At 38.4% G+C, this 14,292-nt stretch carries 11 protein-coding genes; 2 read left to right on the forward strand and 9 right to left on the reverse strand.

All coding sequences use genetic code 11. The features are described 5' to 3' along the window. From HMPREF9072_RS00825 to HMPREF9072_RS00855, 7 genes are all read right to left on the reverse strand, one after another. The coding region (locus HMPREF9072_RS00825; protein WP_009410052.1) for a hypothetical protein at window positions 1-5,687 on the reverse strand (5,687 nt) is incomplete at its 3' end. A 210-nt stretch (window positions 5,688-5,897) separates the two neighbouring features. Then, window positions 5,898-7,172, reverse strand: a complete 1,275-nt coding sequence (gene glyA, locus HMPREF9072_RS00830) for a serine hydroxymethyltransferase (protein WP_009410053.1) — start codon at window positions 7,170-7,172, stop codon at window positions 5,898-5,900. A 102-nt stretch (window positions 7,173-7,274) separates the two neighbouring features. Continuing rightward, the gene (locus HMPREF9072_RS00835) at window positions 7,275-8,093 is read right to left on the reverse strand and encodes a ZIP family metal transporter (RefSeq protein ID WP_009410054.1); all 819 of its coding nucleotides are present in this window, start codon (window positions 8,091-8,093) and stop codon (window positions 7,275-7,277) included. 9 nt (window positions 8,094-8,102) lie between these two features. Next, window positions 8,103-8,603, reverse strand: a complete 501-nt coding sequence (locus HMPREF9072_RS00840; RefSeq protein ID WP_009410055.1) for a GNAT family N-acetyltransferase — start codon at window positions 8,601-8,603, stop codon at window positions 8,103-8,105. Further along, window positions 8,600-9,394: a diaminopimelate epimerase gene (gene dapF, locus HMPREF9072_RS00845; protein WP_009410056.1), complete on the reverse strand. Its 795-nt coding sequence runs from the start codon at window positions 9,392-9,394 to the stop codon at window positions 8,600-8,602. Before dapF ends, HMPREF9072_RS00840 begins: the two co-directional genes overlap by 4 nt. After that, the gene (locus HMPREF9072_RS00850) at window positions 9,394-10,236 is read right to left on the reverse strand and encodes a phosphatidate cytidylyltransferase (RefSeq protein WP_009410057.1); all 843 of its coding nucleotides are present in this window, start codon (window positions 10,234-10,236) and stop codon (window positions 9,394-9,396) included. The genes dapF and HMPREF9072_RS00850 overlap by 1 nt, the downstream gene beginning before the upstream one ends. A 6-nt stretch (window positions 10,237-10,242) precedes the next feature. Then, window positions 10,243-10,845 (reverse strand): LUD domain-containing protein, encoded by a 603-nt coding sequence (locus HMPREF9072_RS00855; protein WP_009410058.1) that lies wholly within the window; start codon window positions 10,843-10,845, stop codon window positions 10,243-10,245. 534 nt (window positions 10,846-11,379) lie between these two features. Here HMPREF9072_RS00855 and HMPREF9072_RS00860 point away from each other — a divergent pair. Further along, the gene (locus HMPREF9072_RS00860; protein WP_034565960.1) at window positions 11,380-12,150 is read left to right on the forward strand and encodes a Rossmann-like and DUF2520 domain-containing protein; all 771 of its coding nucleotides are present in this window, start codon (window positions 11,380-11,382) and stop codon (window positions 12,148-12,150) included. Continuing rightward, window positions 12,131-12,649, forward strand: a complete 519-nt coding sequence (locus HMPREF9072_RS00865) for an HAD family hydrolase (protein ID WP_002671200.1) — start codon at window positions 12,131-12,133, stop codon at window positions 12,647-12,649. The genes HMPREF9072_RS00860 and HMPREF9072_RS00865 overlap by 20 nt, the downstream gene beginning before the upstream one ends. 88 nt (window positions 12,650-12,737) lie before the next feature. Here the strand turns inward: HMPREF9072_RS00865 and HMPREF9072_RS00870 are convergent, their stop codons facing one another. Together HMPREF9072_RS00870 and HMPREF9072_RS00875 are read right to left on the reverse strand one after the other, a co-directional pair. Next, complete coding sequence (locus tag HMPREF9072_RS00870; RefSeq protein ID WP_009410060.1) at window positions 12,738-13,367, reverse strand: DUF417 family protein; 630 nt, start codon at window positions 13,365-13,367, stop codon at window positions 12,738-12,740. Between the two features lie 110 nt (window positions 13,368-13,477). Beyond that, complete coding sequence (locus tag HMPREF9072_RS00875) at window positions 13,478-14,290, reverse strand: AraC family transcriptional regulator (RefSeq protein WP_009410061.1); 813 nt, start codon at window positions 14,288-14,290, stop codon at window positions 13,478-13,480. Window positions 14,291-14,292 lie beyond the last annotated feature (2 nt).

Consider the following 14,292-nt stretch of genomic DNA (forward strand, 5'->3'; position numbering starts at 1 on the left):
TTAGTGCCGAGTTTATCGTTATCTAATACCGTACCGGTGGTAGTTGTTGTGCTAGTACCATTGGTTATCATATAAGTATCGGCTTTGGCAACAATTGGCGTACTGCCTACTTTTACAGTAGCTGTGGCTGTTGCACAATTATCAGGGTTCAAACGCTCACAGATGCTATACACTATCTCATAAGTACCCGATTTAGTTCCCGAAGGTACCGTAACAGTACCATTGTTGTTGAGCGTAGGCGTTTTAGTCGCTCCTACTACATCGGTGGTGGTAGTTACTACGGTAAGAATCACATCGGTAGTGGTTGGCGTTTTAGTGCCGAGTTTATCGTTATCTAATACCGTACTGGTGGTAATTGTTGTGCTAGTACCATTGGTTATCGTATAAGTATCAGCTTTGGCAACAATTGGCGTACTGCCTACTTTTACAGTAGCTGTGGCTGTGTCGCAAACGGTTATACTATTTTCGGTATGACAGATTTTGTACTGAATAGTATAAGTGCCCGATTTAGTGCCTGCAGGTACTGATATTTTACCTGTAGCGATATCAAGAGTTGGTACATTAGTTCCTCCAGTAGCAGGGGTTACTATCGTAAGCTGTACATTGCTTATAGTAGCTTGTGTACCTCCTACTCTATCATTTTGCAATACATCAATCACATCATTAGCTCCATTGCCTCCATTGATGATACCCGTATGCGTATCGTCTACAGCATCAATTTGCAATACTTTGATAGTGCTTGTTTTGGTAACGGTGTTGCCTAATGGGTCTTTACCTACAAAGGTAATAGTTACTATCGAAGTGTTACACCAATCCGTCGGTTTCACCGCAGTGTAGTTGTGGGTAAGGGTAGCCGTACCACAAGTATCGGTAACTGTAGCTTGGTTGAGCCAATTGCCTACAGTTGTTGCTATGTTAGCATCATCGCAAGCAATGGTTAAAGGTGCTGGTACAGTAAGGCTTAATGTATTGCTATAGACTACATTCACTGCTGCACGGAGACTTTCACAACTGCCATTTCTCTGAGCTACATAATAAGTACTACCCGCTACCAAAGGTGTTGTATTTGCTAGAGGTGTTGTGCTGGTAGCTGTAGCATACCATACTATATTAGCACCTTGCGGTTGCAAGGAAGCTATGGTGGCATTACTACAGAAAGATTGGGTAGTTTGGGTAACTGTAGGAGTGGCAGGACGCTGCAAAAGTGTAAAGGTAATAGGAGCCTTTTCACTCACACATTTCCCAATATCGCGAAGGGTGTAGTAATAATTGGTAACAGCATTAAGAGCTGTAGCATCTGCTTCCTCTACATATTTATTTTGACCATTAAGTGTATAGATTTTCACTTCATTACCCTGCAAGGCTACTTTCAAATCCCCTATAGTAGCATTGCTATTGCACAATGATAAAGAGACTGGCTGTGCTAAAGTTTTACCTCCTAATGATTTTGAAAGGTATATCCTTTCTTTTCTACTTTCACAAGTATCTCCTGTGTTTTTTATAGTATAGAAATATTCCATACCTGCTGTCCAATCTATATTATCATTGTCATTAACTTCCATAGATAGAACAGCCTGCTGAGAGTTTGTCTTTAATCTTTTATAGATTTTGATATTATTTCCTGTTAATTTAGCTCTTATAGTCGATACTTTATCTTCTTCACACACACTTATAGCTACCGAAGTAGCTATAGCACGATTAATATCGGCTACAACGATGATTTTCTGTTTAGCTGATTCACATTTTCCTGCTTCTTGCAAAGTATACGAAAAACTATCATTATTCAGATATATTTTATCAGTAGGTTTTACCTGAGGAATATAATTAGGTCCAAAACTTCGATACAATTTAACTGTCTTACCTGCATACTTCGCTTGAAGGTAATTCATTACCACAGCATAAGTAGTATAATAAGATAGATTTTCCACCTCGTAATCACAAACTGTTACACTCTCTACTGGAGGTATGGGAGTTATAGGGGTGAGGGTGAGACTTATGTTAGCCGAAGGTGTTTCACAAGTGCCCACTTTATACGTATAAGTATACTGGATGCCTGTTTGTAACACATCATCGTTAGAAAGTAGGGTTGTACCCTTATAAACAGCTACTTTATTTACATCGGAAGTAGATGGCTTAGCAATTTCTTTCTTCAAGTCGGTTACGGTAGCTCCTTCACAAAGTGTTATGGTTTTATCACCTTTAGAAGATGAGAAAAGACGCGTGATATTCACTTGTGCAGGAGATGAAAAACAGAAACTATCGCCTACGTGTTTCCCTTTTATGTAATACTGATTATTCCCTTCGGATAGAGACAGCGATGGAGCGGTAATTCTATTCGTTTCATTAATTGCATCTGCGGAAGTAGGATACCACTGAAACTCAAAGTTATTACCAAATATAGATGTTGTTATACCTGCGTTTGTATTTTTAATAATCGTTTCGAGTTCAGCCAATGTTTTGGTAGCTTCACAAACATTTATACTTGTAGCAGGAATTCCTTTATAAGTTTTTACTTCTAAAGTAGCTTCCGTTTGTGTAATCACAGATCCACAAGCTGATTTTATGCGGTATATAAAAGTATGTTTTCCTACAAGTGCCGGACTCATTTTAATCATATCTTTTATACCCACATAATCCATTTTGGTAGTAGAAATCAATCCATCCTTATCAATTATATCGTAAGAAACGCCACTTTCAAAAGAAGTAGGAACGTTTTTAAACAGCTTATTTACATCGTAAATGTTATTAACACTATTATTTGTTTCGTCTAAACACTCCACTCTATTAACTGCTATAGGAGCTTTATAAGTTTGGCTATAAGGAGCGTGAGCATTGAAACGAATAGTGTCAAAACCATTGAGATTTTGCTCTATACAGTTTTTTACATTAGGGTCGGTAATATGAGTAAGTGTTAGCTTCAAGCTAAAAGTATTGTCGAGATCGGCTTGAGTAAGGTTGTTTATAACAAGCTCATTGTTTGTACTCAACACCGTTGCAGGCTGATCGTTGCGATACCACTGATAACTAACGCCACTTATTTGTGGCACTGATAGTACTCCTTTAGATCCCACACAATAGTAGTCTTGGTTTTTCTGTACAGCAAGAGGCGCAATTTGTGAAAGAGTCTCTTCATACACTTTCCCTTTGCCACAAGAATCTTTTACCAAAAACTTATAGCGAGCCTGAGGTTTAGAAGCATCTATATTGATAAAGAAATTGTTATCGGCATTATTTTGATACACAGCATTCGTAGTGCTACCATCTATCTCAGCTTCCGATAGTTCAAAAGTATAAGGAGGCACTCCCCCTTGTGGAATAATGGCTATATGATATTTTTGAGTTCCTCCTATTGCCGAGCAATCCATACGTACTCCTTTAGGCTGTTGCATTTCACCTTCGGTAAATTCGTGTTCAGCTACTACACGGGTACATTCTTTAAATCTATTTCTACTATCGGGTTGTATAATGCGTAAGACGCGATATTTACCTTGTTGAGGATTCGGGATATTGAACTCAAATCTATCTCTTCTCGCATCAAGAAAAGTATCTCCTCCATAATAACCATAAGTAACCGATGCCCATCGGTTTTCTTTAGTCTCATAGCGTTCTAAAATATACTGTATTCCCTCTGTAAGCGAATAAGAAGTATTTCTTTTCACTATCAATTTAGGATTACAACCGTCTTGCCATTCAAAGGTAGTGCTCTCAGTACCTCCGGTTTGCACTTTTAGAGTTTCTGTTTTATTACACGACCCCGACCATCGCACATTGTAAACTCCTGCGGGGAGCTTTATTCTCCACTGTTGTGCTCCCGATCTATAGGCTTCGGTAATATCGATAGGCAATGTAACAGGCATTAAGGCACTATAGTCGGCAAAGCGACTATCTTTTTCATAGGAAATAATTTCAACTTTGGTAATGGTACCATCGGCAATATTTCCCCTTTGGAGTACAACCTCTTTCCAAAGAGAATTATCATCGGGAGTTCCCGAAGGACTACTACAAGTAGCATAGGTTTTAGCCTCTAATGTAAAACGCCCTTGACTAGTAGCGTAACCTGTATAACTGAGGTCTTTAGTAGTATTCGTACATTCGTCTACCACTTTAAATTTGTAATTACTACCTTCTTCTACAAACTTTGCAGGCAATAATGTTTTTTTACCATCAGCACTTTCAAAGAATTTCACCCATTTGTTTTGCAAATGAGGATTAGAAGTCGTTATTTTATAAAAACCTGCCGCTTGATAATCAAATCCAGCAGGAGCTTTTTCTAACACTGTATAGAAGTTCTTTAAAGTTTGTACATAATTACTATTAGTAAGAACGAGTTTTTGGTTTCTACAATTAATAGCCAAATCGTCTTGAGCAGTACCTATCCCTACCCCTGTAATAGGCAAAAAGACCTCTTTTTCAGTTTCAGGGATAACATTCTGTTTGCCACAAATAGTATAAGTCCCTTTAAGTTTCCATTTGCCCGCCTCATAAGGAATATTGTTGTTAGAAAGTTTGAGAGGCCTTAGTGCGAAACTATTGCTACTCACATTAAAAGTATCTTCTAACTCTTGCTGGTTATTCACCACAAAAGAGAAGTGATACACCTTATTAGAAGGAGAAGTCATCTCAAAAGTAAAAGCAAGTGGATAAGGAATCAAGTTCTTTTCAACCATTTCTCTTGCATCTTTCACGTAGAGTTCCGAGGTAAACGAAACCATATAAGGACAATCGGCTTTAGGCGAGAAGCCACTGTGATTAGTAACCTTGAAGAACCCTAATCTTTTGGTGACTTTGTAAGTTTGAGTAGAAAAGTTACCACCACTGGTACCACAGGCATCGTACACACGCACTTCATAGGTAGCTCCTTCTTCTACATCTTTAAATATAGAAGAAGTTTGATTTTTTATCTCTACATTATTTTTGAGCAAAGTAAAAAATAGGGGATAACTGTTATCAACTGAACCTCCTGCCTTTCCTTTTTTAGTATCTACATAAATAGCCATTTTGCCAGTACACACATCGGCTACACTACTCAATTGAAAATCGACATGTTTGGTAAGCTTCTCTATTTTTACTTTTTGTGTATAGGTTTTACTACTGTCATTCTTGTTTACCGCTTTTACTTCGTAGGTACCCGCATCTAAACTAGTATAAGAATGTCCTGCCAATTGCTCAAAATTGCCATTAGGCTTTTTGAAGAAGAAATTGTAATTGGCATTATCATCACCCACCATATTCATATGCACTGCTCCTGAGTGTGCACACCATTCATGTTCGACACTGAGAGAAAGTTTGAGTTGAGTATTGGGGGTAATTACATAATATCGCTTATTAACATCGCGATTGTCCAACGATTGATAAGCACAATCGCCGTTGGTAGCCCTAAATATAAAGCTCTGCTCAGTAGTTACCTTCCCTACTGGAATCTCAATAGTGAGTTCCTCAGGCATACCTGTGTAAAGTTTGCTATAAGCAACACCAGTTGCCTTATCTATAAATGAATACGTAGTACCTTTCAGAGGGTTTTTAATGAAGAATGAAGCATTACTGTCTTTGGTTACTTCTTTATGGTAATAAATACGGGTTCTTTCCAACCCTTTTAATACGTTTTCATCACACGACTGTGCTTGTCCTTTTACAAATAGAAATAGTAAAATAAATAGCGATAACTTAATAGTTAAATGTTTGTACATTTTGAGTTTTATAATTGTTTCGTTAGTGATTTTCGGGGTGCAAAAGTAGGGAAAATTTTTCACATACAAAATATTTTGAGTAATATTTTCTTTTTCTTCTCAACTATTGTTACTTTTTCTACGAAACTGTACAACAAAAAAGCTCTTACTAAGTCCTAAAAACTTAGTAAGAGCCTATGTTTATACTTTATATAAGTAGCCTATAATTTACTAATATGCAAACAAAGGTCTGTCTTCCATAAACATATTTACTTCTTCTGCTATTTCTTCAAGCACTTCATCATTATCTCGATTAGTAATCGCACGGTCTATAAAGTCGGCAATGCGTTCCATATCAGCTTCTTTCAGTCCACGAGTAGTGATTGCTGATACTCCCACCCTAATACCACTGGTTACAAAAGGCGAGCGAGTATCAAAAGGCACCATATTCTTGTTCACAGTAATATCTGCTTTACCAAGGGCTTCTTCTGCTTCTTTACCACTTACATCTTTATTGCGCAAATCAATAAGCATTAGGTGATTGTCAGTTCCTTTAGAGATGATATCATAGCCTTTTGCTAAAAGAACAGATGCTAATTTACGCGCATTCTTTTGCACTTGTATAGCGTAATAGAGAAAATCATCGGAGAGTGCTTCACCAAAGGCAACCGCTTTTGCTGCGATGATATGTTCCAAAGGACCTCCTTGGTTACCTGGGAATACCGCACTGTCTATAAGTGACGACATCATTCGCACTTCTCCCTTAGGAGTCTTTATACCAAAAGGGTTCTCAAAATCTTTACCCATCAAGATAAGTCCTCCTCGAGGCCCTCGCAGTGTTTTATGAGTAGTAGTAGTTACAATATGACAATACGGGATAGGGTCGTTCAAGAGTCCTTTGGCTATAAGCCCCGCAGGGTGTGCAATATCAGCAAAGAGAATAGCACCTACCTTATCGGCTATTTCCCTAAAGCATTTAAAATCGATATCACGAGAATACGCCGAAGCTCCTGCTACTATCATTTTAGGGCGCTCTCGTTCCGCTATTTCTAATATATTGTTGTAATTGAGTCTTCCTGTTTCCTTTTCTACCCCATAAAATACAGGTTCGTACAATCTACCTGAGAAATTCACAGGAGATCCGTGTGTAAGGTGTCCGCCGTGTGAGAGGTCGAAACCGAGAATTTTATCACCAGGTTTGAGACAAGTAGCATAAACTGCCGCATTAGCTTGCGAACCGCTATGAGGTTGTACATTGGCATATTTAGCACCAAAAAGCGCTTTAGCACGGTTAATAGCTATTTGCTCTATTTCATCAATTACTTCACAACCGCCGTAGTAACGCTTGCCTGGATAACCTTCAGCATATTTGTTAGTCAGTACCGAACCTGCTGCTTCCATTACTTGGTCGCTCACAAAATTCTCTGAAGCGATGAGCTCAATCCCCAACTCTTGGCGCTCTCTTTCGTCTTCAATTAGTTCAAAAATATCAATGTCTCTTTGCATATTAAAATTATTTAATGTTTAATACTCTTCTCATTGCTTCTATTTCTGGGCAAATATATGCTTTTTTTCAGTATCACACAAACATCTGTAAAGAAATATTTGTTAGCCCAATACCACGTCCATTGCCATCATCACTACAAAACCTATTAAAAAGCCTATGGTAGAAACATCGGTGTTCTCATTTTGCTGGGCTTCAGGTATTACCTCTTCTATGACCACATAAATCATAGCTCCTGCCGCAAAAGCAAGGGCATAAGGAAGTATCGGAGTAAAAAAGAGTACTGCAAAAGCACCCAATACCCCTGCTATGGGCTCTACAATAGCCGAAAGCTGCCCATAAAAAAAGCTCTTACATCTGCTCACCCCCATACGTCTGAGTGGCATCGCTACGGCTATTCCTTCAGGAAAGTTCTGTAGTCCAATACCGATGGCAAGGGTTACCGCTCCCGCAATAGAGGCTTCGGGAATACCAGCGGCTACTCCTCCAAAGAGTACCCCTACCGCCAATCCTTCGGGAATGTTGTGCAAGGTGATGGCTAAAATAAGCAAAGTAGTTTTTTGCCAATCGGTTTTAATACCTTCTGTTTGTTTGAAGTTGGCGTGAAAGTGTGGTAATAACTTATCTAATATATAAAGAAAAAGTGCCCCCATAAATATCCCTACCGTAGCAGGTAGAACCTTTATAAAGCCTTCACCTTCTGTCATATTAATTGAGGGTATTATCAAACTCCACACACTGGCTGCCAGCATCACCCCTCCTGTAAAGCCTAACATACCATCTAACACGGTCTTGTTTTCTTTCTTAAAAAAGAATACCACTGTAGCCCCCAAAGCTGTTACACTCCACGTGAAAATGGTAGCGTATAAAGCAGCAAGTATAGGGTTAATAGTCTCTAAATAAGTGATTATATCTCGTATCATTTTTATGACTTATCTGAAAATATTTTGGTATAATAACATATCTTTATAAACTCCTTGACTGTAAAGCCAGTCTTTTTGTACACCACTGCAACTAAATCCTACTCCCTCAAAAAGGAGTATACTCACCTCATTATCAGCAGGGATATAAGCAATCAGTTGGTGTAAGTCTAAGTATTGTTGTGTATGAGCTATCAACTGTTGCAAGGCTTCTTTGGCATAACCTTTCCCTCGATAGACGGGCAAAAGAGCTATTCCCACAGCTGCTCTACGGTGCTTCGGACTAAAATTGTATAAATCTACACAGCCCATAGGCGTTCCCTCTTCAAACGCTATAACATAGCGATACTGCTTAGCTTCGTAAATATCCTGTTGGGCATTCCGTATATAATCTTGTAGCAAATGCTTAGCAAAAGGCAATTGGGTGTCACTCACCTCCCACAAGGCTTCTTCGTTTTCTAACTGATACAAGAAATCTATATCCTCAGGTTCTAACGCTCTTAACTTTATCATTCTTTACCTTTTAACTCTTCTATTGTTCCTTCAAACACGAATTGAACACTACCACTCAAATAGATATTCTCATACCCCTCTCCCACTCTATCGAAAGCCACTTGCAAGTCACCTCCTCGAGTGTGCAGGGTAATCTGTTGTGCATCGGTTTCTCCTATGTGATAAAGGGCAATCGCTACGGCTGTAACCCCTGTACCGCAAGAGTAAGTTTCATCTTCCACTCCACGCTCATAGGTACGCACTTTAAAGCCTTTCTCTCCTTTGCTCACAAAATTCACGTTACTACCGCCCTGAGTAGCATAAAGTTCTCCATAACGTATAGTAGCTCCTTCGCTTTTCACGTCTACGGTATCTACCTCTTCCACCCATTGCACGTGGTGAGGTGACCCTGTATTTAAGAATACGTAGCCTTTGTGTTCTTCTACCTCAGTTACATTTTTCATTTGCAAGCACACGTAGCTATCCCCTTCAATCGTAGCACGATGCTCCCCATCTACAGCTATAAATAGTGTTTCGTGTTCTATAATACCCAATCGTTTCGCAAAAGCCACCACACAGCGCCCACCATTGCCACACATCGTACTTTCACGCCCGTCAGAATTGTAATACACCATACGGAAATCATACTGCGGGTCGTTCTCAAGCAATATCAATCCATCGGCTCCAATGCCAAAACGCCTATGACACAATTGTGCCACAAGCGTTTCGTTATCTTTAGGAAATACCCCTTTGCGATTGTCTATCATCACAAAATCGTTCCCTGTTCCTTGATATTTGTAGAATTTCATCATCAAAAAAGGTCAAAAATTAGTAGCGTTAAGTACGCAAAAGGCGAGGCAAAAATAAGGCTATCCAGGCGGTCGAGTAAACCTCCGTGTCCTGGCAGTATCGTCCCGCTGTCTTTTACTTTAGCAGTTCGTTTAAAGCTAGACTCTACCAGGTCGCCTACCGCACCGGTAACCACCAAAATCACTGCCAACATAAGCCATTGCCATAGTGGTCTGCCACTGTAATACGAAATAGCCGTAGCGATAAGCATCGCCCCTATGAGTCCGCCCACAAAACCCTCAATAGTTTTCTTAGGCGAAATACGCTCAAAGAGCTTGTGTTTGCCAAAGGCTTTGCCAGTAAGGTACGCAAAACTATCACTCGCCCATATAATACACAACAGTCCTATCATCGTAATTTGCGACTCGTTGCTGAATATATTCTGATAAAAATAATTAGGATTCGGATTATTCTCATATTTGTAAATCAGAGGCATAAATATACAACCTCCTCCTATATACAGTAGACTAATAAGCAGTTTAGTATTGTTACTTTGCTTGCGGATAGGCGTTTTTTCGTTGAAAAGCATCATCGTGAGGTATATATTGGCAAGCAAAGTAGCCAAAAGCAGTATATAAACCGAGAAAGGATAAGTTTTTAAGTGAATAAACAGCCACCAAACCAACAAAAAAAGTAAAAATATATGCAATTCCTTTAATCTGATAAGCCTTTTAAACTCAAATAAACAAATAATACCAAAGGATAAAAACAAGAAGTCAAAAGCATCAGCATTGAGCATAATCGCCGATAGCAATAGAAAAACATAAATAAAGCCTGTAATAGTTCTTTTGAAGAGTTCGTTCATAAATTATTATTTATCAATAGGTAAATCTTCTAAGAGTATCAGGTACGTCCTCTTAGAACTCGTGCCGTAATGGTTGATACTATTCTTCTCAGGGTCATCGGTGAAACTTTGTAGCGTAATGAGCCCCGTAGGAAATTGTTGCGGATATTTATTCTTTATGCCTCTCATTCCTTCAGGGATATCTCTCACCATCTGACTCGTTTTGGCAAAGACAATAAATATTTCAGGTAATTCATTGATATTCTTATGTCTCAACTGATGCGAAGAGAGCATAATCCCGCCCAAAGTAGTGATAAGATACTCACAATCCGTCAAATACACGTTCGAAGTTTCGATATCAGCAGTAAACAGTGGCGTGTGTTCTTCAAACATCGTTTTAATAGTGTGAGAAGCATTACTACTCATCTTCACATATACGCCCAACTCTTTCAGTATGTGCCGAAAAACCTCTTGCACCTGTATTTCGGTAGTGCAATAAATAAACCTTCCGCCATTTTTAGTAAAGTTCATCGCAAATTGCTCATCAGCAGGAAGCTGTTCATTTAACTTGCGTACTTCATCTTCACTTTTTATATCATTCCCTTTAAATAATCTTCTAAATAAATTCATTGACAATCCGTTTTTTACAATTGGCAATCTAACTAATACTTAATCTTCTTATCCATTGAAAATCAACAAAAGAAGTATTTTATTCTATTCATATCTGCCCAGCAGATAATACAATGAGCCCTATTTTTTTGCAAATATATACAAAATAAATGAATCTATATACTTTTTCTATAAAATTTGTCATTTGCTTTTATTTTCCTACCTTTGTGCCCTTACTGAATATATAATATTTATTTTTTTGCGTTTTTTTCGCCAAAAACGCAATTTTAACATTTTTTTCTCAATAAACTAAAAGCAGCTTTTTTCCGTTTGATATTCAGCTTAATACCCTCTTTCCTTCGCCTTAGCTTCGTCTTAGGTTCGTCTTACCTTCGTCTTAGGTTCGAGTAAAGTAGAGGTAAAGTAAAAGATAAGAACTAAAAACATTCATTGATTATCAACCTTTTGTATTTTTGAGGTGAAAAAACAGAACCTTGTCTTTTTTTGAAGAATATTGGCGAAAAAGCAATTTTTAACATTTTTTTTGCAGTCAATATGGCTATTAATATTAGTATCATAGGAGGAGGCAATGTGGCTTATCACCTCACCAAAGTTCTCTATCAGCTCCCTGAGGTGCACCTTCGGCAGTTGTATAACCGTAGTGAATTTAGCCCTGAGTTTAATGATTTTCAGGTAGATAAGATTCACAGCCTTACCGACTTGCGCCCCACCGATATATGTATTATAGCCGTGAAAGACGAAGCTATTAGTGAAGTTTCAGCCTTCCTTCCTTTCGAGGGGCAATTGGTAGTGCACACCTCTGGCAATACCCCTATGGAGGTACTCTCACCCAAAAACCGACGTGGCGTGTTTTACCCTTTACAATCCTTTTCAAAAAGCACTCAGGTCGATTTTTCAAACATTCCTTTTTGTTTAGAGGCTGAACATACTGAGGATATGGAAAGATTTCTATACCCATTAGCTCAAAAGCTTTCCACAAAAGTGTATCTGCTCAGTAGTTACCAACGCAGTATAATGCACCTATCGGCTGTTTTCGTTAATAATTTCACCAATCATTTGGTGGCTATCAGTCAAAGAATATGCGAGGCACACGCCATTCCTTTTGAAATATTAGAACCTTTGCTCAAAAATACTTTCGAAAAACTCCAAACTATGCCCGCCCTCGAAGCACAAACAGGACCCGCACGACGTGGCGACACTCAAACTATTGCTAACCATTTGGCTTTGCTTGCAGGTTATGAACAAGAAATATACAATATAATTACAAAATCAATAATAAACACCTATGGAAAGAAAGAACTATAAAGAACGTTTAAAGAACATCACAACTTTTATTTTTGATGTTGATGGCGTATTTACCAATACTCAAGTGTTTGTAAATAACGATGGCGACCTATTGCGCAGTATGAATATGAAGGACGGATTTGCAGTAAAAACAGCTATCGCCAAAGGGTACACCATATGTATCATTACAGGAGGAGGTAACGTAGGCGTACAAAAACGCTTCGAAAACCTCGGTGTAAAAGATATCTTTATGCTCCGTCACCAAAAGCTCGAAACCTTTTTGAAATACCAAAAGGAAAAACATCTTAAAAGAGAACAAATACTTTATATGGGTGACGATATGCCCGATATCCCTCCAATGAAGCGAGCAGGATTGGCTATTTGCCCCGTAGATGCCGTGCCCGAAGTAAGAGCCGTATCCGATTATATTTCGCATCTTGAAGGCGGACAGGGAGCTGTGCGCGATATTATAGAACAAGTGCTTAAAGTGCGTGGCGATTGGACTTTTGAAGATAAATAATCCCACTTTACTTATTATATAAAGGGCTGTCTACCGCAAAGTAGACAGCCCTTATAATTAGATGATAGAATTAATATTTTCCTAAATTCTAATTCTTTTTTAGCAATCGGCGAGCAGCTTCTGAGGCTGCTATCAATCCACCTGCCGACATAATAATATCTTTCAATACTAAACGTCCCGCTCCCGATAGATAAGGGAATCCATAAGCAGGTGTAGGTATATCTCCACCTAAGTTAGGCACATACACCTCAGGAGTCGTGATGAGGAAAGAGAGGGTAACTATACTCATACCGAAAGTAAGTAAGCCTCCTATCACCCCTATTTTAGGCGACCAAATACCAAGTAAAGTAAGCAACCCTATCAAACAAATAAAAGCTCCTAAACCATATGAGAACACATAAGTACCGTTCTCTTTATGCCATTCAATATTAGTTTTTACCATCTTCCCTTCAGGATTCTTGTGTAGCTTGTATTGGGCTACTTCTTTACCTTTGTTTGCTTCACCTGTCACGCCGTTCTCATCAATGGCAGTTTTGCCTGAATTGTTATAGAAGAAACTCATAAACGGGCTATTCGTTACAAAGGGAACAATACCATCGGCTTCGTACTGGCACACTTTAAGCCCACCAATCCAAGCCATTACAATAAAAATAGCGACTCTGATAAAGTTTACAAAGCAACGTTCGCTATCGGCTAAAAATGATAATAATTTTTGCATAGTGATTTAATATTTAAAATTAACTTTTTATTTGCGGGGGCAAAGATAGGGCATTATTTTGTATCTCGAATGGATAAAAAAGGTTATTTCATAGACTTTTCCGTTTTAGGCTAGGCAACGATAGAGATTCCCACCTTTTTTCGGAAGTGTTTGGGTGAGAGACCTACATTTTTCTTAAAAAACCTACTGAAATAAAACTCATCTTCAAAGTTGAGTTCAAAGGCTACTTCTTTAATAGATTTATAGGTGAGATGAAGCAGTTTTTTAGCTTCGAGCACTACACGTTCTTGTATGAGTTTATTAGGTGTTTTTCCTAAAAGTGTTTTTATTTTCTTGCTAAAACTATCGGGAGTAAGACATAATGCTGATGCATAAAAGGACACGTTGCGTTCTGTAATAAAATGGTCTTCTAAGAGTTTTTGGAAGTCGTTAGCTAAATGATGTTCAGTTTTAAGAGAGGTATGCTCTAACAATAGGCTTTTTTCTTTACTTGCTAAAGCCAAAATAAGTTGCAAGTATGATTTGAGTACTGATTCTGAATAAAGGGAAGGCGTTTTGCTTTCGTCTTCTATACGTTCAAAAAGAGTTATTATTTCAGCAAAACGTTTATCAGTAACCTTGATATGAGGATGCAAGAAGATAGCGTTAAATAGGAGTCCGTTACAGGCTACTTCTTTCTTATGGTACTCAATACAGTAGAAATCACCGTGGAATTCCAACAGTAGGCTATCATTCGCAGTACCTTCTACCCATTGAAAATATTGATAAGGTGATAGAAAAAGTAGTGTATTACCTTCATAGGGATAGGGTACCGTATCTACGGCAATAGTTCCTTCTCCTCGAAATATAAATACACAATAATTCTCCACACGTACAGGTGTGGAGAATTGTTGTAATGTAATATGTTTAACAGCTATATCCACTA

It is taken from the genome of Capnocytophaga sp. oral taxon 324 str. F0483 (assembly GCF_000318315.2).
In the GTDB taxonomy this organism is placed as follows: Bacteria; Bacteroidota; Bacteroidia; order Flavobacteriales; family Flavobacteriaceae; genus Capnocytophaga; species Capnocytophaga ochracea.

What these genes read in the sequence shown, in the direction of transcription:
- glyA (WP_009410053.1), bottom strand. Translation starts at nt 7,172, where the DNA reads ATGCAAAGAGACATTGATATTTTTGAACTAATTGAAGACGAAAGAGAG.
- HMPREF9072_RS00835 (WP_009410054.1), bottom strand. Translation starts at nt 8,093, where the DNA reads ATGATACGAGATATAATCACTTATTTAGAGACTATTAACCCTATACTT.
- HMPREF9072_RS00840 (WP_009410055.1), bottom strand. Translation starts at nt 8,603, where the DNA reads ATGATAAAGTTAAGAGCGTTAGAACCTGAGGATATAGATTTCTTGTAT.
- dapF (WP_009410056.1), bottom strand. Translation starts at nt 9,394, where the DNA reads ATGATGAAATTCTACAAATATCAAGGAACAGGGAACGATTTTGTGATG.
- HMPREF9072_RS00850 (WP_009410057.1), bottom strand. Translation starts at nt 10,236, where the DNA reads ATGAACGAACTCTTCAAAAGAACTATTACAGGCTTTATTTATGTTTTT.
- HMPREF9072_RS00855 (WP_009410058.1), bottom strand. Translation starts at nt 10,845, where the DNA reads ATGAATTTATTTAGAAGATTATTTAAAGGGAATGATATAAAAAGTGAA.
- HMPREF9072_RS00860 (WP_034565960.1), top strand. Translation starts at nt 11,380, where the DNA reads ATGGCTATTAATATTAGTATCATAGGAGGAGGCAATGTGGCTTATCAC.
- HMPREF9072_RS00865 (WP_002671200.1), top strand. Translation starts at nt 12,131, where the DNA reads ATGGAAAGAAAGAACTATAAAGAACGTTTAAAGAACATCACAACTTTT.
- HMPREF9072_RS00870 (WP_009410060.1), bottom strand. Translation starts at nt 13,367, where the DNA reads ATGCAAAAATTATTATCATTTTTAGCCGATAGCGAACGTTGCTTTGTA.